This window comes from Cupriavidus sp. 01L43 (assembly GCF_056399925.1).
The window spans coordinates 75,595-100,869 of the sequence record NZ_JBFTSH010000016.1 but is presented as its reverse complement, the minus strand read 5'-3'; the positions used below and the strand labels follow the sequence as shown (position 1 = coordinate 100,869).

Below are 25,275 nucleotides of genomic sequence, written 5' to 3'. Positions count from 1 at the left end.
CCTTCAGTGCCGACCCGGCAGCGAGAGCCGGCGCTCCAGCACGCGCTGCAACACCGATAGCCCGGTACTCAGGATCCAGTAGATGACCGCCACCGCCAGGTAGAGCGGCAGCGGCTGGTAGGTGGCGGCGATGATTTCCTGCGCGGTGCGCAGCAACTCGGTCACGGTGATCACCGACACCAGCGAGGTGTCCTTGATCAGGCTGATCAGGCTGTTGGACAGGCTCGGCACGGCCAGTCGCAGCGCCTGCGGCCCGACGATGTAGCGCAGCGTCTGGATGGGCGTCAGGCCCAGGCTGTAGGCCGCCATCCACTGCCCGCGCGCAATCCCGAGGATGGCGCCGCGCATGCTTTCCGAGAGATAGGCGCCCACGTTGAGGCTCAGGGTCAGCACGCCGGCCGGGGTCGGCTCGAGCGCAATGCCCACGCTCGGCAGCCCGTAATAGACCACGAAGATCTGCACCAGCAGCGGCGTGCCGCGCATGATGCTGACGTACACGCGCGCCACCATTTTGAGAATCGGCGCATGGCTAATGCCCATCAGCGCGACCACAATGCCAATCACCAGGCCGAACGCCATCGACAGCACGGCGAACTTCAGCGTGAGCAGGGCGCCCTGCAACAGCACGGGCAGCGAATCCATCACGAGGGCGAGGGCGGACATGGCAGGAGCAGGTCAGGAATCCGGAATGCCGGGATCATACGTGATCCGGCCGCGGAAAAAAAAGGCCGACTCTCGGGAGCCGGCCTTGCTGGTACGGGCTGGAAGCGGGTTGGCCCGGCGGGGGGCGCAACCCTGTCCGCTTACTTCGGCGCCTTGGTCACATCCGAGCCGAACCACTTGGTCGACAGCTTCACCAGCGTGCCGTCCTTGCGCAGATCTTCCAGCGCCTTGTCGATGGCCTGGGCGAACTTCGGATTGTCCTTGCGGAACGGAATGGCGACCTCGGTATTGGCGCCGGGCACCACGGCGCCCGGACGCAGCGGCAGGTTGGCGTTCTTGATCAGGTAGTTGACCATCAGCCTGTCATTGAGCGCCGCGTCGATCCGCTGCGAGGCCAGGTCGCGCAGGTACTCAGGCGCGCCGGGATAGGTCTTCACGTCGATGCCGGCCACCGATTTGGCCAGTTCGTTGTAGTTGCTGCCCAGGCTGACGCCCAGCTTGTGGCTCTTCAGGTCGTCCAGCGACTTGAACTCGCGCTTGTCGTCCTTGCGCTGGATCAACTGGGCTGCCGAATAGACGTAGGGCGTGGAGAAATCGAGGGTCTGCTTGCGCTGCGGCGTGACCGCGACCTGATTGACGATGATGTCGAACTTGCCCGCCTGCAGGCCGGCGATGATCGCGCTCCATTCGGTGGTCACGAACTCCGGCTTCACGCCGAGCTTGCCGGCGATGGCGCGCGCCACGTCCACGTCGAAGCCCTCGAGTTCGTTCTTCGCGCCGCGATAACCGAACGGCGGGTACGTGCCTTCCACGCCAATCTTGAGCACGCCGGCTTGCTTGACCGTGTCGAGCAGATCGGCGGCGCTGGCGGCCGTGGCCGTGAAACCGGCAACGCCAGCCAGCAGCGCGGAAGCCAACAGGGATTTGAGCAAGCCAGTACGAATCGAGCGCATAAATTCTCCAGTGTGAGAGGCGGATCAGGCCGGCTGCCCCTTTTGGGGGCGAACCGGAGGCTCCTAAGAGCCTATAACGGGCTCCACACTACCGCAAACACTATCAAACGCGAAATAACGATTCATTATGGCTATATAACCGATCCGCCACCCCACCCAGGGGCCGGGCGGGGCGGACCGGGCGCCGCCAGTCCCTTCCCTGCTTACTGGAACGCCTTGTCGTTCGGCGCCGCGAACAGCGCCTTCATGTCCGGCGACAGCGGGTAGTTCATATTGATGTTGCGCGGCGGAATCGGCGACTGGAACCACTTCGTGTACAGCTTGTCGGCACGGCCGCTCAGCATCAGGTCCGACACCACGCCATCGGCCAGCTTCTTGAACGAGGCGTCGTCCTTGCGGAACATGCACGCGTAGTTCTCGGTCTGGAGCGGCTCGCCGGCCACGACCCATTCGCTCGCGTTCTTGGCCTTGGTGCGCTCGCCGTACAGCAGCGGCTCGTCCATCACGAAGGCTACCGCACGGCCCGTCTCCAGGATCAGGAACGCCTGGCCATGGTCCTTGGCGCTGGTCAGGTTCATGTTCATGCCCTGCTCGCCGTTCATCTTGACCAGCAGGCGCTCGCCCGTGGTGCCGGCCGTGGTGACCACGTTGCGGCCCTTGAGCTGGGCGAAGTCGGTCACGCCCGAGTCCTTCTTGGTCAGCATCTTGATACCGTAGACGAACAGGCTGTTCGAGAAGGCCACCTGCTTCTGGCGCTCGAGATTGTTGGTCGTGCTGCCGCATTCGATGTCGATCGTACCGTTCTGCATCAGCGGGATGCGGTTCTGCGAGGTGATCGGCGTCAGCTTGACCTGCAGGTTCGGCATGTTCAGCGTCGTCTTGATCTTGTCGACGATCTGCAACAGGATCTCGTGCGAGTAGCCCATGACCTCCTTGCCGTCCGTGTACGAGAACGGAATCGACGACTCGCGGTAGCCGAGCGAGATCACGCCGGTGTCCTTGATCTTCTTGAGCGTATCGCCATCGGCGGCGTGCGCGCCGGCGGCAGCGCAGGCCAGCACGGCGGCGGCCAGCAGGCGGGTGGACAGGCAGGTAGGGGTCAGACGGACACGCAGTGACTTCATGGTTTTCGCTCCTTGATGGGGCTTGGTTTAATCAGCTCGAGGCAATCCCACTTCCGTACTACAAACTTCAACACCCGTTGTGCGCCGGTCAGGCCCGCGCCGCACTGAAATCTTCTGCGCCGATGGCCGGCGCGCGGCCGGCCAACTGGTCCGCCAGCATCCCCGCGCTGCCCATCGCCAGCGTGAACCCGAGCGCGCCATGGCCCAGGTTCAGCCACAGGCCCGGCAGGCGCGACGGGCCGACCAGCGGCAGGCCGTCCGGCGTGGCCGGGCGCAGGCCCGCCCAGGGCTGCAGGGCGTCGAGGCCGGCGCCATTGGCCACGCCGCCAAACACGGCGCGGGTCTGGGCGACCAGTGTCTGCGCGCGCTCGCGGTCGATGGTCGGCCCGCCGCGCACCAGATCCGCCATGCCGGCCACGCGCAGCGTATTGCCGATGCGCGCGTAGACGATCTTGTTGGCGAAGTCCGTCACGCTGATATGCGGCGCCCGGGCGCCATCGGCGATCGGCACCGTGATGCTGTAGCCCTTGAGCGGCCACAGCATCGGCCGTACGCCGAGCGGACGCAGCAGCGGCACGCTGCCGATGCCGCCCGCGACGATCACCGCGTCCGCGCGCACCTCGTCATCGGTCGTCCTCACGCCCACCACCTGGACGCCCGATGTCATCAATCCTGTGACACGTGTGCCAAACCGCATCGACACATTGCCCTTCCCTTGCAACAGATGGGCCAGCGAGAGGCAAAAGCGATGACAATCGCCCACTTCTTCGCTCGGCGTGTAGATGGCGCCGGCGATGTCGCCCCGGATGCCGGCCAGCGCGGGCTCCAGCGCCACCGTGGCGTCGCGGTCCAGCGCCTGCTGCTCGCAGCCCAGGCTGGCCTGGTAGTCCAGCAGCCGGCAGGCCGATGCATAGGCGGCTTCGTTGCGATGCACCACCAGCTTGCCGCGCCGCGCGAAATCGAAGCCGCCGCCCTCGCCGCGTGCCTCCGGGCCTTCCACGAAGGCCTGCATCAGGTCCCGCGAATAAAAGGCCAGCCGCAGCAGCTTGCGCGTGGTCGCCTCGCTGGTGGCGGCGTTGCACGCCTGCACGAAGGCCAGCAGCCAGCGCCACTGGGCGGGATCGGCGGTCGGACGGAAGCGCATCGGTGAATCGCGGTCCAGCAGCCAGCCCGGCACCTTCGACAGCACGCCCGGCCCGGCCAGCGGCGCCACGTAGCTATAGCTCAGCTGCCCGCCGTTGGCGAAGCTCGTCTCCTCGCCCGGCCCCTCGTGGCGCTCCAGTACGGTGACCTCGTGGCCGTCCTGGGCCAGCCGCCATGCGGTGGTCATGCCGACCACCCCTGCTCCCACAATCGCTATGCGCATCGAACCTGCCTTGCCATCCATATCGAAACGATGGGCCAGAGCGTAGTCCACCGCGCGCGGCTTGCCCAATGCCAATACGTGCCAGAATATGTCCCCAGGCTATGGATGCCGGCCACCCGGGCTTACCCGTAGTGCACGGCCGTCCTGGCCGGTTTCCGCCGCACCTTTCCGGACAATATCCAGCACCACAACGATGCGCCTGCGCCAGATCGAAGTCTTCCGCGCCGTCATGCTGACCGGCACCGTCAGCGAGGCCGCGCGCCTGCTCCACGTCTCCCAGCCCGTGGTGACGCGGGTATTGCAGCACGCCGAAGCCTCGCTGGGCTTTCGTTTGTTCGAGCGCGTGCGCGGCCGGCTGCAGCCCACGCCCGAGGCGACCGCGCTCTATGGGGATGTCGAAAGGCTATATGGGGAGATCGAGCGCGTGCGGCGCGTGTCCGAGAGCCTGCGCCACAAGGGCGCCGGGCGGCTGCGCGTAGCGGCCACGCCGAGCCTGGCCAACCCGCTGCTGGTGCCGGCCGTGCGGCGCTTCTGCGCGCGGCATCCGGAAACGCAGGTCCAGGTGCTGACGCACCATACCAACGAGATCGTGGACGCGCTGCTGGCCAACCAGATCGACGTGGGTTTCGCCTTTTCGCCGCCCCGGCACGAGGCCATCTCCTCGGAGCCGGTGGCCGCCGGCCGGATGCTGCTTGCCGTGCCGCGCACGCTGCCGCTGCCGGCCGGGGGGCGGCGCGGGGCGGTGTCGATGCACAAGCTGATGGACCGCCCCTTCGTCGGCTACGACGACGACACCTCGCTGGGCCTGCTGGTGCGGCAGACGCTGGCGCGCCACGCGCTGGAGCCGCATTCCACGCTGGAGGTGCAGACCTACTCGCTGGCGCTGGCACTCGTCGATGCGGGGCTCGGCCTGACCGTGCTCGACCAGTACACGGCCCTGAGCGCCAATCCGGCCAATGTGGCGCTGCACGATATCGAGCCGATGCTGCCTTTCGAGATCCAGCTGCTGCGCGCGAGCCACCGGGGCGCCTCCAGCCTCGTGGACGACATGCGCACCCAGTTCACGGCCGCCGCCGCCGAGCTGGCGGCCACCCTGCCCCACCGGCTCGAAGCCCCGCGCGTGCAGTTCGACGCGCCCGAGAAATGAGCCGCGCCGCCCTCAGAAACGCCGCATTGACAGACCTGCGCGGCGTACACCATCATCAACCCGCCCCGACAGGCGCGTGAAACCCCCATGTTCGTCCTGACCCTGATTCTCCTCGTCCTGATAAGCGCGTTCTTCTCGATTTCGGAGATCGCGCTGACGGCCGCCCGGCGCACCAAGCTCCAGGTCCTGGCCGAGCGCGGCGACCGCCGCGCCACCAAGGTGCTGCGGCTCAAGGAAGAGCCCGGCAACTTCTTCACCATCGTGCAGATCGGCGTGAACAGCGTGGCCATCCTCGCCGGTATCCTGGGCGAGAAACACGTCTCCGACCTCGTCTTCGCCGCGCTGACCCCCTATATGAGCGCCACCCACGCGCTGCGCGTGGCCAATATCGGCTCCTTCCTGGTGGTGACGCTGCTGTTCATCCAGTTCGCGGACCTGATTCCGAAGCGCATCGCCATGACCTTCCCCGAGCGCTGCGCGGTGGTGGTCATTGAGCCGATTCTCACGCTGCTGCGCGTGCTGAAGCCGGTGGTGTGGATCTTCAACGCGGCGGCGGACGCGATGCTGAAGCTGCTCGGCATCCCGACCAAGCCGGTGGACCAGATCACCACCGAGGACATCGCCGCGATGGTCGATGCCGGCGCCGAGGCCGGCGTGCTCCACAAGCACGAGCTGCACCTGATCGAAAACGTGTTCGAACTCGACTCGAAGGGCATCACGGCGATCATGACCCCGCGTGACGACGTGATCTTCCTGACGCTGGACGAGACCGCCGACAGCGTGCGCCGCAAGCTGGTCAGCCAGCCGCACGCGCAATACCCGGTCTGCGGTCACGACCTGGACGACGTGCTGGGCTACATCGACTCGAAGGACATCCTGCAACGGCTGCTGGCCGACGAGAGCGCCACGGTGCTCGGCAACATCGGCCGGCATCACGACAAGAACGTGCTGGTGATTCCGGACACGCTGACGCTGTCCGAGTCCCTGACGCGGTTCCGCGAGATGCACGAGAGCTTTGCGGTGGTGATGAACGAGTACGGGCTCGTGGTGGGCATCGTCACGCTCGACGACATCGTCGGCGCGCTAATGGGGGACATCCTGTATTCGGCCGAGGACGAGCAGATCGTGCGGCGCGACGAGACGTCATGGCTGGTGGACGGCGTGACGCCGCTGGTGGACCTCAAGAAGGCGCTCGAACTCGATTCGCTGCCCGGCGAGGACTACGTCGATACGGCGGCCGGCCTGGTGATCTACTCACTGAAGCGGATTCCGAAGAAATCCGAGTCGATCACCGTGGCGGGCTACCGCTTCGAGGTGCTGGATATCGATCATCACAAGATCGACCAGCTGCTGGTGTCGCGGCTGCCGGGCGCGGTGGCGCCGACCGCCGCGACAGCCGGGGACCACTGACTCAGGTCTGAGTCACGTGCGCGTGACGGAGGCGCCGCCGTCCACCAGGGACGCCGTGCCGGTCACGAACGCCGCGTCGTCAGACGCCAGGTACAGCACCGACCGCGCCAGTTCTTCCGGCTTGGCCACGCGCTTGAGAGCGTGGAGTCCGGTGATGAACGCCTGCGATTCGGTCGTATTGTTCATGTCACGATACATTTCGGTGTCCACCGCGCCCGGCAGGATGGCGTTGACCCGCACGCCTTGCGGCCCGTACTCGGACGCCAGCGCCTGCGTCAGGCCGATCAGGCCGGCCTTGCTCGCGGCATAGGCGGCCACGCCCGGGAACGCGAACGAGTAGCCGACGAACGTCGACGTGAAGATCACCGATCCCCCGCCCTGCTTCGCCATCTGCGCGATCTGGTGCTTGGCGCCGAGGAACGCGCCGGTCAGGTTGATCGCCAGCGTGTCGTTCCAGCCAGCTTCCGACACCCCGGTGCTCGGGCCGCCTTCACCCAACGTGCCCGCGTTGTTGAAGGCGATGTCCAACTTGCCGTACTGCTCGACCGCCAGATCCACCAGGGCGCGGGCATAGTTTTCGTCCCGGACGTCGCCCGCCAGTGCAACCGCCTCGCCACCGGCGGCGCGGATGCGGGCCACGAGGGCGTCCAGTTCCGCCTGCCGCCGCGCGCCAACCACGAGCTTCGCGCCCTCCTTCGCAAACAACTCCGCCGTGGCCAGGCCAATGCCGCTGCTTGCACCCGTGATGATCGCCACCTTGCCGTTCAGTCGTTCCATGATGTGCTCCGGTTTCCGTTGAGTTGATTCGTTGATTTGATCTATCGATTTCGGTTCGGCACACCCAGGTGCGCCGCGTCTGAACCCAGTATGGGCGCTGGGATTAGATAGCGGTATATTGCTAATCATGATTCTGCTTTTCGGAAAAACCGAACAATGTTCAAACTGGAAGGGGTGGCGAGTTTCGTGGCGGTGGCCGAGTCTGGGTCGATCACAGAGGCGGCGCGCCGGCTGCACCTGTCGAAATCGGTAGTCAGCGAGCGGCTGGCGGAGATGGAGCAAGTGCTGGGCGCGCGCCTGCTTCACCGCACCACGCGGCGGGTGAGCCTGACCGAAGACGGCGCCGCGTTCCTGGAACGCGCCACCCGGATCCTGCGGGAAGTGGAGGACGCCGCAGCGGAGATGGCCGAGCGGCGCGGCACGCTGTCCGGCCCGCTGCGGATCGCCGCGCCAGTCACGTTCGGACGCCTGCACCTGGGGCCGGCGCTCTACCCCTTCCTGGCCCGGCATCCCGACATCGATCTCTCACTAGATCTGGACGACCGTCGCGTGGATGCGTCATCGGAAGGCTACGACGCGGTGATCCGCCACGGCGCCGTCGGCGATTCGCGGCTGGTGGCGTGGCCCCTGGCGCCGAGCCGCCGGCTGCTCGTGGCATCGCCGGCCTACCTCGACCAATGCGGCGCGCCAGACTCGCCCGAGGCCTTGCAGCGCCATCACGGCATCTTCTATACGAATCGGGGCATCGCGGACTGGTCGTTCCTGCAGGACGGCGAAATGACTTCGCTACGCGCCCGCGCCCGCCTGCGGGTCAACAATGGCGACATGATGCTGGACGCGGCGCTGGCCGGCCTCGGCATCGCGCTATTGCCGACCTTCCTGGCCGGCGCTGCATTGAAATCGGGCGCGTTGCGGAGCGTGGACATCGGCGTGCAGACGGCAGCCGAATCGATCTACGTCGCCCACGCGGAAGGCCGACGCGCGTCCGCCAAGCTGCGTGCGCTGGTGGAGCACCTGCGCGAAGCGATCGGCAGTCCGCCGTATTGGGATGTGTAGAGGGAACGCGGGAGGGGACGTGTAGAAAAACAAAACCGACGCCTGCTTGCACAGTGCGTCGGTCTGAGTGTTACTGCTATTTGTTGCTTACCCAGCGAACCGGGCAGCTTCTTATTTGGCGGAGAGGGTGGGATTCGAACCCACGGTACCGTCGCCGGTACGCCTGATTTCGAGTCAGGTACATTCGACCACTCTGCCACCTCTCCGGTAACTTGGTCGACCTTGCGGCGAAACCAAGATTATAGCGATGTTGCGCCCGCCTTTGCAAGCGGCTTCCGCAATAATTTTTACGCCTCCGGTTGCAGCGTTGTGATGCCGCCCATATACGGCTGCAGCGCCTTCGGCACGGTCAGCGAACCGTCGGCATTCTGGTAGTTCTCGAGAATCGCCACCAGCGTGCGGCCCACGGCCAGGCCCGAGCCGTTCAGCGTGTGCACGAGTTCCGGCTTGCCCTGCCCCGCGCGGAAGCGGGCCTGCATGCGGCGCGCCTGGAAGTCGCCCATGCTCGAGCACGAGCTGATCTCGCGGTAGGTGTTCTGCGCCGGAATCCACACCTCGATGTCATAGGTCTTGGTGCTGCCGAAGCCCATGTCGCCCGTGCAGAGCACCACGGTGCGGAACGGCAGTTCCAGCTTCTTGAGGATGGCCTCGGCATGGCCGGTCATCTGCTCGAGCGCGTCCATCGACTGCTCGGGCGGCACCACCTGCACCATCTCCACCTTGTCGAACTGATGCTGGCGGATCATGCCGCGCGTGTCCTTGCCGTACGAGCCTGCTTCCGAGCGGAAGCACGGCGTGTGGGCGACGTAGCGCAGCGGCAGCTTGTCGCCGGCCACGATGGCGTCGCGGACCATATTGGTCAGCGGCACTTCGGCGGTCGGGATCAGGTAGAAGTTCTCGATGGTGTCCTGGCCATCCTCGCCGCCGACCTTGCGCGGCACCTTGAACAGGTCGTCCTCGAACTTGGGCAGTTGGCCCGTGCCACGCATCGACGCGGCATTGACGATGTACGGCACGTACATCTCGGTGTAGCCGTGCTCGAGCGTGTGGGTGTCCACCATCAGCTGCACCAGCGCGCGGTGCATGCGCGCCAGGCCGCCACGCAGGAAGGAGAAGCGCGAGCCGGTCACGCGCGTGGCGGTCTCGAAGTCGAGGCCGAGCTTCGCGCCCACGTCCACGTGGTCCTTGACCTCGAAGTCGAACGTGCGCGGCGTGCCGACGCGGCGTACCTCGACATTGCCGGTCTCGTCGCTGCCCACCGGCACGCTCGCGTCCGGCAGGTTCGGGACCGACATGATCGCGTCGTGGATCTGTTCCTGGATCTCGGCCAGGCGCTGGGCCGACGCCTTCAGCGTGTCGCCAATGCCGGCGACCTCGGCCATCGGGCCGGAGGCGTCTTCGCCCTTGCCCTTGAGCATGCCGATCTGCTTCGACAAGCTGTTGCGGCGCGCCTGCAGGTCTTCGGTCTGCGTTTGCAGTTGCTTGCGTTCGGCCTCGAGGGCCTGGAACGTCGCCACGTCGAGTTGAAAACCGCGCGTGGCCAGCCGTTGGGCCACGGCGTCGATGTCTTTGCGGAGCAGCTGGATGTCGAGCATGTTGCGGGAGCGATGGATGTGCAGTGCCGGCGACATGCCGGCGATGGGCGCCATTTTACTGCACCGGCACCCCCTGCCGCGACGGAGTCAGCGCCCTTTTCCAGCCTTGTTCGGCATTTTCAGAGTCGTCTCACTCTTTCTCACCGCCCTTGTCCGGCCGATGTTCGCGATGCCAGGCCGCGTCGAGGTCGCGCAGATGGCGCAGTTTGTCGCTGATCTTGCCTTCCAGGCCACGTGGTGTGGGCTGGTACCAGTCCTGGCGGCGGAGGTCGTCGGGCAGGTAGTGCTCGCCGGCGGCGTAGGCCTCGGGCTCGTCGTGCGCGTAGCGGTAGGCGTGGCCGTAACCGAGTTCCTTCATCAGCTTGGTCGGCGCGTTGCGCAGGTGCACCGGCACCTGGCGCGACTTGTCCTTGGCCACGAAGGCCCGCGCGGCGTTGTAGGCGTTGTAGCCGGCATTCGATTTCGGGGCGACGGCGAGGTACAGCAGCGCCTGGGCCAGCGCCAGTTCGCCCTCGGGCGAGCCGAGCCGCTCGTAGGTCTCGGCCGCATCTAATGTGATTCGAGCGGCACGTGGATCGGCCAACCCGATGTCCTCCCAGGCCATCCGCACGATGCGCCGCGCGAGGTAGCGCGGATCCGCGCCGCCATCGAGCATGCGGCAGAACCAGTACAGCGTGCCGTCCGGATCGGACCCGCGCACGGACTTGTGGAGCGCGCTGATCTGGTCGTAGAACGCATCACCGCCCTTGTCGAAGCGGCGCAGGTTCTCGGCCAGCGCGCTGCCCAGCAGCGGCGTGTCGATGCGGTCCTGCCCCGCGTTGCGGGCCGCGCGCGCGACGATCTCGATATTGTTCAGCAGCTTGCGCCCGTCGCCGTCGGCCGAGCCGACGATCAGCTGGAGCGCCTCGTCCTCCCAGGTCAGCCCGCCCAGTTCCTCGCTGGCGCGCAGCACGAGCTGCTTCAGTTCGGCGTCGTCCAGGCTCTTGAGCACGTAGACGGCCGCCCGGGACAGCAGCGCGCCGTTGACCTCGAACGACGGGTTTTCCGTGGTTGCGCCGATGAACGTGAACAGGCCGCTTTCCACGTGCGGCAGAAAGGCATCCTGCTGGCTCTTGTTGAAGCGGTGCACTTCATCGACAAACACCAGCGTGCGGCGGCCGTGGGCGCGGTACTGCTCGGCGCGCTCCACCGCCTCGCGGATGTCCTTGACGCCCGACAGCACGGCCGACAGCGCAATGAACTCGGCATCGAACGCGTTGGCCATCAGCCGCGCCAGCGTGGTCTTGCCCACGCCGGGCGGACCCCACAGGATCATCGAATGCGGCTCGCCGGACGCGAACGCCACGCGCAGCGGCTTGCCGGCCCCCAGCAGATGCTGCTGGCCGATGACTTCGTCGATGGTGCGCGGGCGCAGGCGTTCCGCCAGCGGCTGCCGGGAACGTTCAGGGGGGTCGGAAAACAGCGAATCCGCCACGATGGTTCTACCTCTTGGATCTGGGCGCGCGCGGGCTGGCCGCGGCGCGGAACGTGACAGTGTAGACCATCGCCCGATGGCCTAAAGAATCCCTTCAACCTTGCCGATAACATCCAATGGCCCGCGTATCACCCGACCGGGCGTGGCAGATTCATCGGTTACAAGTTCGAGGATCCCTATGCTGCGTTACCGCATGCTGTTGTTCAAGATGTCCCGCCTCGCGAGCAAGAACAAGCTCAGCGGCGTGGAAGAAATCTCGTTGGCAGGGCAGTTTTCCGAAATGATCGGATCGCAGGAGGAGGCCGACCGCCTGATCGAGGATCTGGTCGACCATGAGAACCCGCAGGTACGCCGCATCGGACTGTCCGCGATCCGGCGCTCGCGCCGCTTCGGCGGTCGGATGCTGATGCCCGCGCTGCTGCGCCGGCTGGCCGATGTGGAAGGCTGGCTGCGCCATGACGCGGTGTGGATCGTCCAGGAAGGCCAGTTCGATGGCGCCGAACTGCGCGCGGCGCTGCGCCGCGTGGCCGGCAACGTGCGGCTGCCGCAGGACGCGGTGCGGGCCAAGGCCAATCCGGCCGATGGTCCGCTGCACGCGGCCGTGCGCGCGCGCCAGGCGCTGGACGTGCTGATCAAGAAATCGGCGGAAGCGCACAATGCTGCACTTGCTGCCGGCGGCGGCCTGCCCGGCGCCACCGATGGCCAGCCCTATGCCCAGGGCTCGGTCGGCCATATCCGCGCCGTGCACCGGCAGTTGCAGCGCAAGATGGCAGGGCGCAAGCTCAACAGCAGCACCAAGCTGCGGTTCAAGAAGGTGGAAAGCCAGTATCCGCCCAACGACAACCGCCGCTTCCTCCTCTGATACCATGGGGCTCGCCTTGACGCTTACCTAGGTCTACCCAGGCTTGCCCAGCTTTTCCAACCCCGCCGGCCCGACGGCCGGCTCGCCAGGAGGAAGCCACTGCCATGGCCATCACGACCCGCATCCGCAAGAAGAAGCAATATCGGAAAGCCGTGTTGAAGTTGCGCGCCGCGATCAAGCGCGGCGACGAGGAAGCGATCAGGATCCGGCGCGAGAAACTGCAGAAGCTGCCGGTGCCGCGCCAGCGCTACGCGCGCGAAGCGCAGGCGTAGCGCCGCGGGCGTCAGCCCTCAGCCCTTGGCCCGGTCGGCCAGCGTCTTCATGGCATCCGCAGGCAGCGGGCCATGGCAGGTCCGCTCGCCACCGGCCACTCCCACCACCAGCCATACCTTGTCCGGCGCATCGGCCGGATGGAGCAGCCATGCCGGCCCACGCGCCGCATTGCTGGCCGGCAGGTCTTCCAGCACCCCGCTGTGCGCCGATTGGAGCAGCGTGGCGCACTGCGAGTGCGGCACGCGCGTGGCCTTGAGGAAGTCCGGATTGCCGAGCACTTCGGGCATGGCCGTATCCGATGCACGCAGGAAGGCATCCACGTCGAACCGATTGGCCGGCGCCTGGGCGCATGCGGCCAGCAGCAGGACGGCGGCCCCGGCCAGCAGGCGGGGCTTCAGAACGGACGGCGAAAAATCGGCGGGCATGGTGGGCCTCATTGCTTCATCACGTCGGCGCCCTTCGGCACCGTGAAGCGGAACGTGTCCGCCGGCAGCGACGGATTCTTCTGCATCGCCGAGAAGGTCAGCAGCGTGGTATTGCCGAAGGCATCGCGCAACTCCATCGCCTCCAGGTTGCCGGCCTTGAAGCCGATCTGGATCTTCTCGAACTGGGTGTCTTTCGACTTTGGCGTCAGCTCCAGCCATTCCACGCCGTCGCGCGTGGCGCCGTTCTTCACATCGAAATTCTTGCTCAGGTCGTTGCTCCCGAACAGGATGGCGGCCGGGCTCGAGCCCAGCGCGTTGTCCAGCTTGCGCTCGGTCACCTGGTTCAGGTCTTTATCGTAGATGAACAGCGTCTGGCCATCGGCCTGGAGCAGTTGCTCGTAGGGCTTGGTGTAGCGCCACGTGAACTTGCCGGGGCGCGAGAACGCGAAGGTTCCGCTGGACGTGCCGCCGGCCTTGCCTTCGCCGCCCTGCCCCTTGAGCTGTTTCTGGGTGAATTCGCCACGCGCGGTCTTCACGCTGGTCACAAAACTCTGCAGCTGGTCTGTCGCGGCGGCCTGGGCGGCCGATGCGGCAGCCGTCAGCAGCACAAGCGCGGCGCAGGTGGACGCAAGAATGCGATGTCGCATGGAGTCAGCCTTTCCTGAGTAGTGAATGCCCGGTTAGAGCCGGGCGCGGGGCGCCGGATTCCTGTGACCGGGGTAACGGTATGTTACGCGTCACATTTGACGCCGGCCACCCCTCGCCGCCCTTTGCCGCCCCGGACGCGTTCAGTCGTCGTCGCGCGCACCGGCCCCGGCGCCGGCCGGCACCAGGATGTCGCGGTTGCCGTTGCCCGACATGGCCGAGACCAGTCCGGCCTTCTCCATATCCTCGAGCAGCCGCGCGGCGCGGTTGTAGCCGATGCGCAGGTGGCGCTGCACCAGCGAGATCGACGCCCGGCGGTTCTTGACCACCACCTCGACGGCCTGATCGTACAGCGGATCGGCCTCGCCGCCCCCGCCGCCAATGCCAGCGCCGCCGCCCAGGCTGTCGCCCGCGCCGTCGCCATCGACCAGCCCGCCTTCGAGAATGCCCTCGATATAGTTGGCCTCGCCGGACGCCTTGAGCTGCTCCACCACGCGGTGCACTTCCTCATCGGAGACGAAGGCGCCGTGAACGCGCACCGGAAACCCGGTGCCCGGCGCGAGGTAGAGCATGTCGCCCATGCCCAGCAGCGCCTCGGCGCCCTGCTGGTCAAGGATGGTGCGCGAGTCGATCTTGCTGCTGACCTGGAACGCGATCCGCGTCGGCACATTGGCCTTGATCAGGCCGGTAATCACATCCACGGACGGCCGCTGGGTGGCCAGCACCAAATGCAGGCCGGCCGCGCGGGCCTTCTGGGCAATACGGGCGATCAGTTCCTCGACCTTCTTGCCCACCACCATCATCAGGTCGGCCAGTTCGTCGATGACGATGACGATGGTCGGCAGCTTCTCGAGTGGCTCGGGGGCGTCCGGCGTCAGGCTGAACGGATTCGGCACCTTTTCCTCGCGCGCCGCCGCCTCATCGATCTTCTTGTTGTAGCCGGCCAGGTTGCGCACGCCCAGCTTGCTCATGAGCTTGTAGCGCCGCTCCATCTCGCCCACGGCCCAGTTCAGCGCGTTGCCGGCCTGGCGCATGTCCGTGACCACCGGGCAGAGCAGGTGCGGAATGCCCTCGTAGACACTCATTTCCAGCATCTTCGGGTCGATCAGGATCAGGCGCACGGCCTCGGGCTTGGCCTTGTAGAGCAGCGACAGGATCATCGCGTTGATGCCCACCGACTTGCCCGAGCCAGTCGTGCCGGCCACCATGCAGTGCGGCATCTTGGCGAGGTCGGCCACCATCGGCTTGCCGGCGATGTCCTTGCCCAGCGCCATGGTCAGGCTGGACGCGCTTTCGTTGTAGACGTGGGAACCGAGAATTTCAGTCAGGCGAACGGTCTGGCGCTTGGGGTTCGGCAGCTCCAGCCCCATGTAGTTCTTGCCCGGGATGGTTTCCACCACGCGGATCGACACCAGCGACAGCGAACGCGCCAGGTCGCGCGCCAGATTGACAATCTGGCTGCCCTTGACGCCGGTAGCCGGCTCGATCTCATAGCGGGTGATGACCGGCCCCGGGTAGGCGGCCACGACCTTGACTTCGACGCCGAAGTCCTTGAGCTTCTTCTCGATCAGCCGCGACGTGAATTCGAGCGTTTCGGCGCTCACCGTCTCCTGATGGGCCGGCACGGCGTCGAGCAGCGACAGCGGCGGCAGGTCGGAGTCCTGGATATCGGCGAACAGCGGCTGCTGCTTCTCGCGCTCCACCCGTTCGTGCTTGGGCACGGCCTGCGGGCGCACGATCTGCACCGGGGTGGCTTCCTCCTGGCGCACGCGCTGCACTTCCACGGTCTCGGTCCGTTCCACCTTGGCCGCGGCGCCGATGATGCGGTCCTGCTTCTTCTCGCGGCGGGCCTTGAAGCCGAGGAACAGCGTTTCGACGAAGCCGCCGACGTGTTCGGCCACGGAGAGCCAGGAGAAATGGAAGAACAGCGACAGCCCGATGGCGAACATCAGCAGCAACAGCAGCGTGGCGCCGGAAAAGCCCAGCGCCAGTTGCAGCCAGCCGCCGAGCAGGTCGCCCAGCACGCCACCCGGGGCGCGCGGCAGCGCGGCGCGCAGCGGGTACATGCGGATGGCCTCGAGGCCCATGCTCGATACCAGCGTCAGGCCAAAGCCGATCCAGCTGATCGCCACGCTGTGCTGCGGATCCGGCACGCGCTCGGGGAGTTCGGCGGTCAGGGTGCGCCAGCCGCGCCAGCAGCGGCGCATCAGCAGCACGCTCCACCAGTAGGCGGAGAAGCCGAAGATGAAGAACAGCACGTCCGCCACCCAGGCGCCCACGCGGCCGCCCAGATTGTGGATATCGGCCACCTGGCTGGCGTGAGACCAGCCGGGGTCCGCCTTGCTGTAGCTGGCCAGCACGCACACGAAGCCGAGCGTAACGGCCAGCAGCAGGAACCAGCGCACCTCGCCCAGCAGCTTGGCGATTCGCGAGGGGAGTGCCGACGGGTCGGTCCGGGTAGTGGTGGTAGCGCGGGCCATGCCTTGGGTTCGGATGATCGCTTCAGATCGCTCGGGGTGGACGATGGCGGCCATTTTAACCTTGCGCGCGCTATCGGCCCCATTGGAATTTGCAACAGTCGGCAAACGCCAGCCCACTTATAATGGCGGTTTCGAGTTACACCGGCGCGAACGCAACACGCGCGTACGCCGGCCACAGGAACGCAACATGTCCGCAAAACACGCAAAAGTGCTGATTCTCGGGTCGGGTCCGGCCGGCTACACCGCCGCCGTCTACGCCGCCCGCGCCAACCTCCAGCCCGTGCTGATTACCGGCCTGGCCCAGGGCGGCCAGCTGATGACCACCACCGACGTGGAAAACTGGCCCGCCGACGCCAATGGCGTGCAGGGCCCGGACCTGATGCAGCGTTTCCTGGCCCATGCCGAGCGCTTCAACACCGAAATCATCTTCGATCACATCCACACGGCCAAGCTGACCGAGAAGCCGATCCGCCTGATCGGGGACTCGGGCGAGTACACCTGCGACGCGCTGATCATCGCCACGGGCGCCTCGGCGCAGTACCTGGGCCTGCCGTCGGAAGAGTCGTTCATGGGCCGCGGCGTGTCCGCCTGCGCCACCTGCGACGGTTTCTTCTACAAGAACCAGGAAGTCGCCGTGGTCGGCGGCGGCAACACGGCCGTGGAAGAGGCGCTGTACCTGTCGCATATCGCCAGCAAGGTCACCCTGATCCACCGCCGCGACAAGTTCAAGGCCGAACCGATCCTGGTGGACCGCCTGCTCCAGCGCGTCAAGGAAGGCCGCGTGGAACTGCGCTACGACCATACGCTCGATGAAGTGCTGGGCGATGAGTCGGGCGTGACCGGCCTGCGCATCCGCAGCACCAAGGACACCGCCAAGACCGAGGACCTGAAGCTGGCCGGCGTGTTCGTGGCGATTGGCCACAAGCCGAACACCGACCTCTTCGTGGGCCAGTTGGACATGAAGAACGGCTACATCGTGACCAAGAGCGGCCTGTCCGGCGATGCCACGGCCACCAACATCCCGGGCGTGTTCGCCGCCGGCGACGTGCAGGACCACATCTACCGCCAGGCCATCACCAGCGCCGGCACGGGCTGCATGGCCGCGCTGGACGCCCAGCGCTTCGTAGAGGCACTGCAGTAAGCGCCACGGCCTCCACCCCCTCCGCCATGGAGGGCGCGGAGGCCGCTCCCCCTCGCAATCCCCTTATAATCGACGCCGAGCCCCCGGAGAATCTTTCCATGTCGCACGGCGCAAAATCCCCTTCCAAGCGCTTCGGCCTGCACGATCTGGCCGCGGTGCGTGACAATCTCAAGGCTGACGCCGAACGCCGCGAGGCCGAGCGCGTGGCCGCCGAAGCCGCCGCCCGCCGCGCCGACGAGGAAGCCAACGTCTTCCGCAGCAATGTCGGCCAGGTCAGCGCCCTGCGTGACCGTAACCACGTGGCGCATCCGCCCAAGCGTCCCCCACCCGTCGCCATCCAGACCCAGCTTAACGACAAAGCCGTGCTGGAAGCCTCGTTGTCCGACGAATTCGATGTCGAGAATCTGCTCGATATCGACGAAACCATGTCGTTCCGGCGCCCCGGTATCGGCATCGACGTGGTCCGCAAGCTCCGCCGTGGCGAGTGGGTACCGCAAGACAAGGTGGACCTGCACGGCCTGCGCAGCGACGAGGCGCGCGAGGCACTGGCCGAATTCCTGCGCCGCTCGGTGCGCAACGGCGTGCGTTGCGTGCGCGTGATCCACGGCAAGGGCATCGGCTCCCCGGACAAGCTGCCGGTCCTCAAGGGCAAGGTGCGCAGCTGGCTGGTGCAGAAGGAGGAAGTCATCGCCTTCGTCCAGGCCCGCGAGTCGCTGGGCGGGGCCGGCGCCCTAATGGTCTTGCTGCGTCAGCCCCGCGCCTGATGTCGATGCACCTGCCGTTCGATCTGTTGATGGGGCGGCTGCCGCTGATCCTCCATGCGATGGAGGTGGTCGGCGTGCTCGCGTTTGCGATTTCGGGCGTGGTGGATGCGCGCAAGCAGCGGCTCGATGCCGTCGGCACGTTCATCGTCGCGTTCGCCACCGCGTTCGGCGGCGGCACCGTGCGCGACGTCCTGCTGGACCGGCGCCCGTTCTACTGGGTCGAGCACGAGTACTACGTGCTGCTGATCTTCGCGATGTCGATCGGCGCGGCCATCGTATTTCGCGTGGTGAGCACGGTGGCCTCGAACCGGGCGATGCTGGTCGCCGATGCCATCGGCCTGGGGCTGTTCTCCGTCACGGGCACCTCGCTGGCGCTGGTGGCGCAGATGACGCCGACCGTGGCGGTGATGATGGGCATCATCTCGGCAGTGTTCGGCGGCGTGGTCCGCGACGTGCTCTGCAATGAAGTGCCGATGATCCTGCGCGACCGCTCGCCCTACGCCACCTGCTCGTTTGTGGGCTGCTGGGTCTATGTCGGCCTGACTTGGCTACGCGCCGACCAGGAGGCGGCGCTGCTGACCGGGGCGTTGGTCACGATCGCCATGCGCCTGCTGTCCGTACAGCTTGGCTGGAAACTGCCAAGCTAGCAGAACCCTCAGAAATGAAAAAAGCCGGCGCTGGGCCGGCTTTTTTGCGTCTGGACGATGAGTCCCAATCAGACTGCGGCTTCGTCCTGCTCACCGGTGCGGATACGGATCACGCGCTCGATCTCGGTCACAAAGATCTTGCCGTCACCGATCTTGCCCGTGTGGGCAGCCTTCACGATCGAATCGAGCACGGTGTCGAGCTGGTTCTCGGCCACGACCACTTCGATCTTGATCTTCGGCAGGAAATCGACCACGTACTCGGCGCCACGATACAGCTCGGTGTGGCCCTTCTGGCGGCCGAAGCCCTTTACCTCAGTCACGGTGAGGCCGGTCACGCCCACATCCGCCAGCGCCTCGCGCACTTCGTCGAGCTTGAACGGTTTGATGATGGCGGTAATCTGCTTCATGGCTGGCCTCTATTTGTGTTTGTCGGAAGATGACAGATTCTAGCCCGAAACCCGCCTCGGGATTGCGGGTATGGGCACACTTGGCCCCTTCGCCCCGGTTCGATCAGTCCGGAATCCGGGCCAGATCACGCACCCAGACCGCCGATTCCCCGTCGCTCGGGGCGCGCCAGTCGCCACGCGGCGAAAGCGACCCGCCCGAGCCCACTTTCGGGGCATTCGGCACGCAGGACCGCTTGAACTGGCTGGTGCGGAAGAATCGGTCGACGAAAATCCCCAGAACGCGCTTGATCTCGGCAAGTTCGTAGGCGTTACGCGCAACATGCGGCCCGTTCGGCCATTCGCCGCGCGCCACGTCGCCCCAGGCGCTGAGCGCCAGGAAGGCCACCTTGCTGGGCGAAAACCCGAAGCGCAGCGTGTAGTAGAGGTTGAAATCCTGCAATTCATACGGCCCGATGACCTGCTCGGTCTTCTGGCCCGGCGCCTTGTCCTGACCGTCCGCAGCTGTGCCGCCGGGCACCAGTTCGGGGCTGATATCGGTGTCGAGCACGGCCGTCAGCACCGCTTCCCCGCCCTCCGCCACCTGGCCCGTTTCGGCCACCCAGCGCACCAGATGGCTGATCAGCGTCTTCGGCACGCTGGCGTTGACGTTGTAGTGGGACATATGGTCACCCACCCCATAGGTACACCAGCCGAGCGCCAGTTCGCTGAGGTCGCCGGTGCCAATCACGATGGCGTGATTGTGGTTGGCCAGCCGGAACAGGTGGTTGGTGCGCTCGCCGGCCTGCACGTTCTCGAAGGTCACGTCGTAGACCGGCTCGCCTTTCGCGTAGGGATGGTCGAGATCTTTCAGCATCGCCATGCAACTGGGACGAATATCGATCTCGCGCGCCGTGCAGCCAATCCAGGTCATCAGTTGCCGCGCCTGATCGAGCGTGCGGTCGCTGGTGGCGAAGCCCGGCATGGTGTAGCCGAGGATATTGGCGCGCGGCAGGCCCAGGCGGTCCATCGCGGCGGCGCAGACCAGCAGTGCATGGGTGGAATCCAGCCCACCCGAGACGCCGATAACCACCTTCGAAATCTTGCTCGACGACAGCCGCTGCACCAGCGCCTGCACCTGGATGTTGTAGACCTCCATGCAGCGCTCGTCGCGGCGGCGCGGATCGGCCGGCACATAGGGGAAGCGCTCTACCTTGCGCGCGAGCGGCAGGTTCTGCGTCGTGGGCACGTCCACGCGGAAGGAGACGATCTCGAATTTCTCGACTTCCTCGCGATGACGGCGCACCGAATGGCCGAAGGTGGTCTGGTGCATGCGCTCGCGCGAGAGCCGCTCCAGGTCCACATCGGCCGTCAACAGGTGGGAACGGTCCGAAAACCGCTCCGATTCGCCCAGAAGTTCCCCGTTCTCGTAGATCAGCGCCTGGCCGTCCCAGGCCAGGTCGGTGGAGGACTCCCCCTTGCCCGCCGAGGTGTACAGGTAGGCCGCCAGGCAGCGTGCCGACTGCTGCGACACCAGCTGGTGCCGGTAGCCGGACTTGCCGATGACGATATTCGACGCCGACAGGTTCACCAGCACCGTGGCCCCGGCCAGCGCGGCGAACGACGACGGCGGCACCGGCACCCAGACGTCCTCGCAGATTTCCACGTGGAAACGGAAGAACGGGATGTTCTCGATCTCGAACAGCAGCCCAGCGCCGAACGGCACCGTGGCACCGAGCAGCGAGATACGGCCCTCGGTGGGGGCGCAGTCCGCTGCGCTGAACTGGCGCGCCTCGTAGAATTCCCAATAATTCGGCAGGTAACTCTTTGGCACCACGCCCTGGATGGCGCCGTTGGCCACCACCACGGCGCAGTTGAATAGCTGATGTTCCACCACCAGCGGCATCCCGACCACCAGCGCGGCCGGCAGCGACACCGAGGCTTCCACGATGCGCTGGAGCGCCAGTTCGCACTCGCGCAGCAGCGCGCGCTGATGGAACAGGTCGTCGCAGGTGTAGGCCGACAGGCCCAGTTCCGGGAACGCGACCAGCGCCGCGCCGCCTTGCACGGCCTGGCGGGCCAGCTCCAGGGTCTGGTCGGCGTTATAGGCCGGATCCGCCACGCGGCACTCGGGCACGCCCACGGCCACGCGCGCAAAGCCGTGGGAATACAGGTTGAAGAACGGATGAGTCATGTCTGGCCTTCGGATTCGGGACGCCCGCATGCCGGCGCGGCAATCGGCGTGATGCCTGTCATTCTACGATGCGCACCGCGCAACCGTCGTGCACGCCACCTGGCGGCCCATGGCTGCGCCGCCGCACGTCTTCCGGTAGACTCGTCCGGCACCTGACGGACGTCAGACGGATCAAATAATCTTCAATTCTTGAGTGGGATCGGGCGGAATGCAGTCGGAATCGTGTCAGCCGGTGAGTGCACAGCCGGACACCCCGGTGGCTAACTACCGGACGGAGATCGTCCTGGACCTGGCCGAGGTGCCAGCCGCCGACTGGGACGCCCTCGTGGCCGCCCAGCCCGACGCCACGCCCTTCCTGCGCCACGCCTTCCTGCACGCGATGCACACCAGCGGCAGCGCCACCGACGACACCGGCTGGTCGCCACGCTTCCTGACGCTGTGGGTACAAGACGGGGTGCAAGGCGGCCACGGCACGGGCCGCGACCGGCTGGCCGCCGCGATGCCGCTCTACGCGAAATCGCATTCCTACGGCGAGTATGTGTTCGACTGGGCCTGGGCCGACGCCTATCGCCAGCACGACGTGCCCTACTACCCCAAGTGGCTGTCCGCCGTCCCGTTCACGCCGGTGCGCGGCGCCCGGCTGCTGGCCGAGAACGACATCGCCCGCCGCCTGCTGCTGCGCTTTGCGCTGGCCTTGGCCGAGGAATCGGGCATGTCCTCGCTGCACGTGCTGTTTCCGTCCGACCATGAGGCCGATTTGATGGACGAAGCCGGCATGATGATGCGGCATGGCGTGCAGTTCCACTGGACCAACCCCGGCTACGCCGACTTTGACGCCTTTTTGGCCACGCTTTCCCAGAAGAAGCGCAAGAATATCCGCGCGGAGCGCCGGCGCGTGGCGGACGCCGGCATCACCTTCCGGCAGCTGCGCGGGGCGGAGATCGACGACGAGGCGTGGAACTTCTTCAACCGCTGCTATCGCCAGACCTACCGCGAGCACCATTCGTCGCCCTACCTGAATCTGGACTTTTTCCGGCGCATCGGCGAGACCATGCCCGAGAACCTGCTGCTGGTGATAGCCACCCGGGAAGGCCGCGACATCGCCAGTTCGCTGGTCGTGTTCGATACCGATCCACGCGTCAGCACGCTCTATGGCCGCTACTGGGGCGCGCTGGAGCACCACCCGTGCCTCCACTTCGAGACTGCGTACTACCAGCCGCTCGAATTCTGCATCGCCGAGGGCCTGCGCACCTTCGAAGGCGGCGCGCAGGGCGAGCACAAGATGGCGCGCGGCTTCCTGCCGGTGGCCACGCGGTCCGCGCACTGGCTGGCGCACCCGTCCTTCGCCGATGCAGTGGAGCGCTTCCTGGCCCGCGAGCGCCAGGGCATCGACGCCTATCTCGACGAGTTGAACGATCACAGCCCCTTTGCCCGGGGCGAATAAAAAAACCCGCCAACTGGCGGGTTTTTTATCGATCATCGATCTGGTGCGAACCAGCTTACTTCTTGAAGTTCGCCACGCCGTCGGTGATTTCCTTGTGGGCTTCCTCGATGCCGGCCCAGCCGTCCACCTTGACCCACTTGCCGGCCTCAAGTGCCTTGTAGTGCTCAAAGAAGTGCTTGATCTGGTCGAGCGTGTTTTGCGGCACGTCGGACAGGCCCTTCATGAAGGCGGTAGCCGGGCTCAGCTTGTCCACGGGCACGGCCACCAGCTTGGCGTCCACGCCGGACTCGTCGGTCATCTTCAGCATGCCGAGCGCACGGCAGCGCACCACCGCGCCGGCCAGGATCGGGAACGGCGTCAGCACCAGCACGTCCACCGGGTCGCCATCACCGGACAGCGTTTTCGGAATGAAGCCGTAGTTGGCCGGGTAGCGCATACCCGTGCCGATGAAACGGTCGACGAACAGCAGGCCGGTTTCCTTGTCGGCCTCGTACTTCACCGGATCGCTCTGAGCCGAAATCTCGATGATGACGTTGAAATCGTTGGGAAGGTCCTTGCCCGGGGAGACGAGGTTGAAGCTCATGCGAGTTCTCCGAATGCCAGTGTTGTGGGATGGCGGGCATTATAGCGGGTCGCTCCTGACCCCACGCTGACAAGCGCCGCAGCCGCGCCGCGCCCGAAGTACCAAGTGCCTTGCGCGGCGCGCACGGTGCGCGATAATGCGGCATTCCCGATTCAGCAGTCGCTCCATACCCGAGCACGGAGATAAGCATGCACGCCCAGCACTTCGTCGCCAACCGCCTGATCGCCCCCGATTCCGGCCTGCGCATCAAGGTTTTCGATCCCTCCAACGGCGAGCCGTTCGCCGAGATTGCCCGTGGCAACAGCACGGACATCAGCGTGGCCGTGCTGGCCGCCCGCCAGGCCGCCGAGGGCGCCTGGGGTGCCATGGCACCTGCAGAGCGTGTCCGCCTGTTGAACCGCGTGGCCGTCAAGCTGATGGACCACGAGGATGAACTGGCCGCGCTGGAGGCCCGCGACACCGGCAAGCCGCTGCGCCAGGCCCGCGCGGACGCCCGCGCCGTGGCCCGCTATTTCGAGTTCTACGCCGGCGCGGCGGACAAGCTGCACGGCCAGACCATCCCCTACCAGCCCGGCTACACGGTGCTGACCGTGCGCGAGCCGCACGGCGTGACGGGCCACATCATCCCCTGGAACTACCCGCTCCAGATCTTCGGCCGCAGCGTCGGCGCGGCCCTGGCCACCGGCAACGCCTGCGTGGTCAAGCCTGCGGAGGATGCCTGCCTGTCCCTGCTGCGCGTGGCCGAACTGGCTGCCGAGGCCGGCCTGCCGGAAGGCGCGCTCAATATCGTCACTGGCTATGGCCACGAGGCCGGCGCCGCGCTGGCCCGCCATCCGGGCATCAACCATATCTCCTTCACGGGCTCGCCCGAGACCGGCAAGATCGTCGCCCAGCTGGCGGCCGAAAACCATGTGCCGGTGACGCTGGAACTGGGCGGCAAGTCCCCGCAGATCGTGTTTGCCGATGCCGACCTGGACGTGCTGCTGCCCGTCATCGTCAACGGCATCGTCCAGAACGCCGGCCAGACCTGCTCGGCCGGCAGCCGGCTGCTGGTGGAGCGCTCTGTCTACGAGACCCTGCTGGACCGGCTCTCGGGCGTGTTCGAGTCGCTGCGCGTGGGGCCGTCCCAACTCGACCTCGAATGCGGCCCGCTGATCAGCCGCAAGCAGCAGCAACGCGTCTGGGACTTCGTTTCCGATGCCCAGCACGCCGGTATTGCGGTGATGGCGCAGGGCCAGATCGTCGGCGAGGCCCCGGAGTCTGGCTACTACCAGGTGCCGATGCTGTTCCGCGACGTGCCGCCCACGCACCGGCTGGCCCAGGAGGAAGTCTTCGGCCCGCTGCTGGCGGCGATGCCCTTCGATAGCGAGGAAGAAGCGCTGCGCCTCGCCAACGGCACCGCCTACGGGCTGGTGGCCGGGCTGTGGACGCGCGACGGCGCCCGCCAGCTACGGCTGGCCCGCAAGCTGCGCGCCGGGCAGGTCTTCATCAACAACTACGGCGCCGGCGGCGGCGTGGAGCTGCCGTTCGGCGGCACCGGCCAGTCGGGCTATGGCCGCGAGAAGGGCTTCGAGGCCCTGTACGGATTCACCACTCTGAAAACCATCGCCATTCAACATGGGTAACATCAATTTTCTGTCGATCGCGTTCGCCATCTTCTTTTTCTGGATGGCCTGGCATGTCCGGAACAAGCGTGCCACCAACCCGTCCGGCATGCCCCGCCTGCAGGTGTTCAAGCGCAAATGGGGCGACACCGTGGGCGACCGCGTCCACTGGTGCCTCTACGTGGCCCTGCCCTTCCTGCTGGCCGTGATGATGGTGGCCAACGCCCTGCGCGGACGGGGGCCGTTCTCGCACTAGTTAACTAGC

24 protein-coding genes and 1 tRNA gene are annotated in these 25,275 nt (G+C 66.4%); 11 read left to right on the top strand and 14 right to left on the bottom strand.

Features of this window, described 5'->3' with window-relative positions; translation table 11 throughout:
* Positions 1-3: 3 nt before the first annotated feature.
* The 4 genes from AC1DP9_RS22420 to AC1DP9_RS22405 all read right to left on the bottom strand — a co-directional run bounded on the left by AC1DP9_RS22420 (position 4) and on the right by AC1DP9_RS22405 (position 4,106).
* Positions 4-663 carry an amino acid ABC transporter permease gene (locus AC1DP9_RS22420; protein ID WP_092298365.1) on the bottom strand — a complete coding sequence of 220 codons (660 nt, stop codon included), beginning with the start codon at positions 661-663 and terminating at the stop codon, positions 4-6.
* Positions 664-803: 140 nt separating this feature from the next.
* Positions 804-1,616, bottom strand: coding sequence for a transporter substrate-binding domain-containing protein (locus AC1DP9_RS22415; RefSeq protein ID WP_092298362.1), 813 nt, complete (start codon positions 1,614-1,616; stop codon positions 804-806).
* A gap of 203 nt (positions 1,617-1,819) precedes the next feature.
* The gene (locus AC1DP9_RS22410; protein ID WP_092298359.1) at positions 1,820-2,740 is read right to left on the bottom strand and encodes a glutamate/aspartate ABC transporter substrate-binding protein; all 921 of its coding nucleotides are present in this window, start codon (positions 2,738-2,740) and stop codon (positions 1,820-1,822) included.
* 88 nt (positions 2,741-2,828) lie between these two features.
* A complete protein-coding gene (locus tag AC1DP9_RS22405; RefSeq protein ID WP_441591885.1) occupies positions 2,829-4,106 on the bottom strand; it encodes a D-amino acid dehydrogenase in 1,278 nt (425 codons plus the stop codon).
* Positions 4,107-4,299: 193 nt separating this feature from the next.
* Between AC1DP9_RS22405 and AC1DP9_RS22400 the strand changes: the two genes are divergently transcribed.
* Together AC1DP9_RS22400 and paeA are read left to right on the top strand one after the other, a co-directional pair.
* The gene (locus AC1DP9_RS22400; protein WP_441591883.1) at positions 4,300-5,253 is read left to right on the top strand and encodes a LysR family transcriptional regulator; all 954 of its coding nucleotides are present in this window, start codon (positions 4,300-4,302) and stop codon (positions 5,251-5,253) included.
* A gap of 87 nt (positions 5,254-5,340) precedes the next feature.
* The gene (gene paeA, locus AC1DP9_RS22395; protein ID WP_477108530.1) at positions 5,341-6,663 is read left to right on the top strand and encodes a polyamine export protein PaeA; all 1,323 of its coding nucleotides are present in this window, start codon (positions 5,341-5,343) and stop codon (positions 6,661-6,663) included.
* Between the two features lie 12 nt (positions 6,664-6,675).
* On the opposite strand, the gene AC1DP9_RS22390 is transcribed toward paeA, so the two are convergent.
* Positions 6,676-7,440 (bottom strand): SDR family oxidoreductase, encoded by a 765-nt coding sequence (locus AC1DP9_RS22390; RefSeq protein ID WP_477108529.1) that lies wholly within the window; start codon positions 7,438-7,440, stop codon positions 6,676-6,678.
* A gap of 156 nt (positions 7,441-7,596) precedes the next feature.
* Here AC1DP9_RS22390 and AC1DP9_RS22385 point away from each other — a divergent pair, with 156 nt between their 5' ends.
* The gene (locus AC1DP9_RS22385; RefSeq protein WP_477108528.1) at positions 7,597-8,496 is read left to right on the top strand and encodes a LysR family transcriptional regulator; all 900 of its coding nucleotides are present in this window, start codon (positions 7,597-7,599) and stop codon (positions 8,494-8,496) included.
* 116 nt (positions 8,497-8,612) lie between these two features.
* On the opposite strand, the gene AC1DP9_RS22380 is transcribed toward AC1DP9_RS22385, so the two are convergent.
* The 3 genes from AC1DP9_RS22380 to AC1DP9_RS22370 form a co-directional block, all read right to left on the bottom strand.
* Positions 8,613-8,702 (bottom strand) — tRNA-Ser (locus tag AC1DP9_RS22380).
* 81 nt (positions 8,703-8,783) lie between these two features.
* The gene (gene serS / locus AC1DP9_RS22375; RefSeq protein ID WP_092298474.1) at positions 8,784-10,091 is read right to left on the bottom strand and encodes a serine--tRNA ligase; all 1,308 of its coding nucleotides are present in this window, start codon (positions 10,089-10,091) and stop codon (positions 8,784-8,786) included.
* 130 nt (positions 10,092-10,221) lie between these two features.
* On the bottom strand, positions 10,222-11,565 hold the full coding sequence (locus tag AC1DP9_RS22370; RefSeq protein ID WP_477108527.1) for a replication-associated recombination protein A: 1,344 nt from the start codon (positions 11,563-11,565) through the stop codon (positions 10,222-10,224).
* Between the two features lie 178 nt (positions 11,566-11,743).
* Between AC1DP9_RS22370 and AC1DP9_RS22365 the strand changes: the two genes are divergently transcribed.
* Positions 11,744-12,427, top strand: a complete 684-nt coding sequence (locus AC1DP9_RS22365; RefSeq protein WP_092298340.1) for a hypothetical protein — start codon at positions 11,744-11,746, stop codon at positions 12,425-12,427.
* Positions 12,428-12,531: 104 nt separating this feature from the next.
* Positions 12,532-12,699 carry a hypothetical protein gene (locus AC1DP9_RS22360; RefSeq protein WP_176860900.1) on the top strand — a complete coding sequence of 56 codons (168 nt, stop codon included), beginning with the start codon at positions 12,532-12,534 and terminating at the stop codon, positions 12,697-12,699.
* An 18-nt stretch (positions 12,700-12,717) separates the two neighbouring features.
* Here the strand turns inward: AC1DP9_RS22360 and AC1DP9_RS22355 are convergent, their stop codons facing one another.
* The 3 genes from AC1DP9_RS22355 to AC1DP9_RS22345 form a co-directional block, all read right to left on the bottom strand.
* Complete coding sequence (locus tag AC1DP9_RS22355; RefSeq protein ID WP_441644527.1) at positions 12,718-13,125, bottom strand: hypothetical protein; 408 nt, start codon at positions 13,123-13,125, stop codon at positions 12,718-12,720.
* Between the two features lie 8 nt (positions 13,126-13,133).
* A complete protein-coding gene (gene lolA, locus AC1DP9_RS22350) occupies positions 13,134-13,772 on the bottom strand; it encodes an outer membrane lipoprotein chaperone LolA (protein WP_092298337.1) in 639 nt (212 codons plus the stop codon).
* Positions 13,773-13,913: 141 nt separating this feature from the next.
* Positions 13,914-16,250, bottom strand: a complete 2,337-nt coding sequence (locus AC1DP9_RS22345; RefSeq protein ID WP_092298468.1) for a DNA translocase FtsK — start codon at positions 16,248-16,250, stop codon at positions 13,914-13,916.
* A 187-nt stretch (positions 16,251-16,437) separates the two neighbouring features.
* On the opposite strand from AC1DP9_RS22345, the gene trxB reads away from it, so the two are divergent.
* The 3 genes from trxB (at position 16,438) to AC1DP9_RS22330 (ending at position 18,802) form a co-directional block, all read left to right on the top strand.
* Positions 16,438-17,391, top strand: coding sequence for a thioredoxin-disulfide reductase (gene trxB, locus AC1DP9_RS22340; RefSeq protein ID WP_092298334.1), 954 nt, complete (start codon positions 16,438-16,440; stop codon positions 17,389-17,391).
* Positions 17,392-17,489: 98 nt separating this feature from the next.
* Positions 17,490-18,155: a Smr/MutS family protein gene (locus AC1DP9_RS22335; protein WP_092298331.1), complete on the top strand. Its 666-nt coding sequence runs from the start codon at positions 17,490-17,492 to the stop codon at positions 18,153-18,155.
* A 5-nt stretch (positions 18,156-18,160) separates the two neighbouring features.
* On the top strand, positions 18,161-18,802 hold the full coding sequence (locus AC1DP9_RS22330; RefSeq protein WP_177219978.1) for a trimeric intracellular cation channel family protein: 642 nt from the start codon (positions 18,161-18,163) through the stop codon (positions 18,800-18,802).
* A gap of 68 nt (positions 18,803-18,870) precedes the next feature.
* Here AC1DP9_RS22330 and glnK read toward each other — a convergent pair whose 3' ends face one another.
* Positions 18,871-19,209 (bottom strand): P-II family nitrogen regulator, encoded by a 339-nt coding sequence (gene glnK / locus AC1DP9_RS22325; RefSeq protein WP_061957551.1) that lies wholly within the window; start codon positions 19,207-19,209, stop codon positions 18,871-18,873.
* Positions 19,210-19,312: 103 nt separating this feature from the next.
* Complete coding sequence (locus tag AC1DP9_RS22320; RefSeq protein ID WP_454756865.1) at positions 19,313-21,379, bottom strand: NAD(+) synthase; 2,067 nt, start codon at positions 21,377-21,379, stop codon at positions 19,313-19,315.
* A gap of 208 nt (positions 21,380-21,587) precedes the next feature.
* Between AC1DP9_RS22320 and AC1DP9_RS22315 the strand changes: the two genes are divergently transcribed.
* Positions 21,588-22,823 (top strand): GNAT family N-acetyltransferase, encoded by a 1,236-nt coding sequence (locus AC1DP9_RS22315; RefSeq protein WP_477108526.1) that lies wholly within the window; start codon positions 21,588-21,590, stop codon positions 22,821-22,823.
* Positions 22,824-22,878: 55 nt separating this feature from the next.
* Here AC1DP9_RS22315 and ppa read toward each other — a convergent pair whose 3' ends face one another.
* Positions 22,879-23,406, bottom strand: a complete 528-nt coding sequence (gene ppa / locus AC1DP9_RS22310) for an inorganic diphosphatase (RefSeq protein ID WP_092298318.1) — start codon at positions 23,404-23,406, stop codon at positions 22,879-22,881.
* A 188-nt stretch (positions 23,407-23,594) separates the two neighbouring features.
* On the opposite strand from ppa, the gene AC1DP9_RS22305 reads away from it, so the two are divergent.
* Positions 23,595-25,031, top strand: coding sequence for an aldehyde dehydrogenase family protein (locus AC1DP9_RS22305; protein WP_092298315.1), 1,437 nt, complete (start codon positions 23,595-23,597; stop codon positions 25,029-25,031).
* Positions 25,024-25,266: a hypothetical protein gene (locus tag AC1DP9_RS22300; RefSeq protein WP_092298312.1), complete on the top strand. Its 243-nt coding sequence runs from the start codon at positions 25,024-25,026 to the stop codon at positions 25,264-25,266. The genes AC1DP9_RS22305 and AC1DP9_RS22300 overlap by 8 nt, the downstream gene beginning before the upstream one ends.
* The last annotated feature ends 9 nt before the right edge of the window (positions 25,267-25,275 follow it).

Excerpts from the sequence above, each read along its gene's own strand:
- AC1DP9_RS22345 (WP_092298468.1), bottom strand. The coding sequence starts at position 16,250 with ATGGCCCGCGCTACCACCACTACCCGGACCGACCCGTCGGCACTCCCC.
- AC1DP9_RS22390 (WP_477108529.1), bottom strand. The coding sequence starts at position 7,440 with ATGGAACGACTGAACGGCAAGGTGGCGATCATCACGGGTGCAAGCAGC.
- AC1DP9_RS22360 (WP_176860900.1), top strand. The coding sequence starts at position 12,532 with ATGGCCATCACGACCCGCATCCGCAAGAAGAAGCAATATCGGAAAGCC.
- AC1DP9_RS22365 (WP_092298340.1), top strand. The coding sequence starts at position 11,744 with ATGCTGCGTTACCGCATGCTGTTGTTCAAGATGTCCCGCCTCGCGAGC.
- AC1DP9_RS22300 (WP_092298312.1), top strand. The coding sequence starts at position 25,024 with ATGGGTAACATCAATTTTCTGTCGATCGCGTTCGCCATCTTCTTTTTC.
- AC1DP9_RS22355 (WP_441644527.1), bottom strand. The coding sequence starts at position 13,125 with ATGCCCGCCGATTTTTCGCCGTCCGTTCTGAAGCCCCGCCTGCTGGCC.
- AC1DP9_RS22320 (WP_454756865.1), bottom strand. The coding sequence starts at position 21,379 with ATGACTCATCCGTTCTTCAACCTGTATTCCCACGGCTTTGCGCGCGTG.
- AC1DP9_RS22405 (WP_441591885.1), bottom strand. The coding sequence starts at position 4,106 with ATGCGCATAGCGATTGTGGGAGCAGGGGTGGTCGGCATGACCACCGCA.
- trxB (WP_092298334.1), top strand. The coding sequence starts at position 16,438 with ATGTCCGCAAAACACGCAAAAGTGCTGATTCTCGGGTCGGGTCCGGCC.
- serS (WP_092298474.1), bottom strand. The coding sequence starts at position 10,091 with ATGCTCGACATCCAGCTGCTCCGCAAAGACATCGACGCCGTGGCCCAA.
- AC1DP9_RS22385 (WP_477108528.1), top strand. The coding sequence starts at position 7,597 with ATGTTCAAACTGGAAGGGGTGGCGAGTTTCGTGGCGGTGGCCGAGTCT.
- AC1DP9_RS22305 (WP_092298315.1), top strand. The coding sequence starts at position 23,595 with ATGCACGCCCAGCACTTCGTCGCCAACCGCCTGATCGCCCCCGATTCC.
- lolA (WP_092298337.1), bottom strand. The coding sequence starts at position 13,772 with ATGCGACATCGCATTCTTGCGTCCACCTGCGCCGCGCTTGTGCTGCTG.
- AC1DP9_RS22420 (WP_092298365.1), bottom strand. The coding sequence starts at position 663 with ATGTCCGCCCTCGCCCTCGTGATGGATTCGCTGCCCGTGCTGTTGCAG.
- paeA (WP_477108530.1), top strand. The coding sequence starts at position 5,341 with ATGTTCGTCCTGACCCTGATTCTCCTCGTCCTGATAAGCGCGTTCTTC.
- ppa (WP_092298318.1), bottom strand. The coding sequence starts at position 23,406 with ATGAGCTTCAACCTCGTCTCCCCGGGCAAGGACCTTCCCAACGATTTC.
- AC1DP9_RS22400 (WP_441591883.1), top strand. The coding sequence starts at position 4,300 with ATGCGCCTGCGCCAGATCGAAGTCTTCCGCGCCGTCATGCTGACCGGC.
- AC1DP9_RS22410 (WP_092298359.1), bottom strand. The coding sequence starts at position 2,740 with ATGAAGTCACTGCGTGTCCGTCTGACCCCTACCTGCCTGTCCACCCGC.
- AC1DP9_RS22330 (WP_177219978.1), top strand. The coding sequence starts at position 18,161 with ATGCACCTGCCGTTCGATCTGTTGATGGGGCGGCTGCCGCTGATCCTC.
- glnK (WP_061957551.1), bottom strand. The coding sequence starts at position 19,209 with ATGAAGCAGATTACCGCCATCATCAAACCGTTCAAGCTCGACGAAGTG.
- AC1DP9_RS22415 (WP_092298362.1), bottom strand. The coding sequence starts at position 1,616 with ATGCGCTCGATTCGTACTGGCTTGCTCAAATCCCTGTTGGCTTCCGCG.
- AC1DP9_RS22315 (WP_477108526.1), top strand. The coding sequence starts at position 21,588 with ATGCAGTCGGAATCGTGTCAGCCGGTGAGTGCACAGCCGGACACCCCG.
- AC1DP9_RS22335 (WP_092298331.1), top strand. The coding sequence starts at position 17,490 with ATGTCGCACGGCGCAAAATCCCCTTCCAAGCGCTTCGGCCTGCACGAT.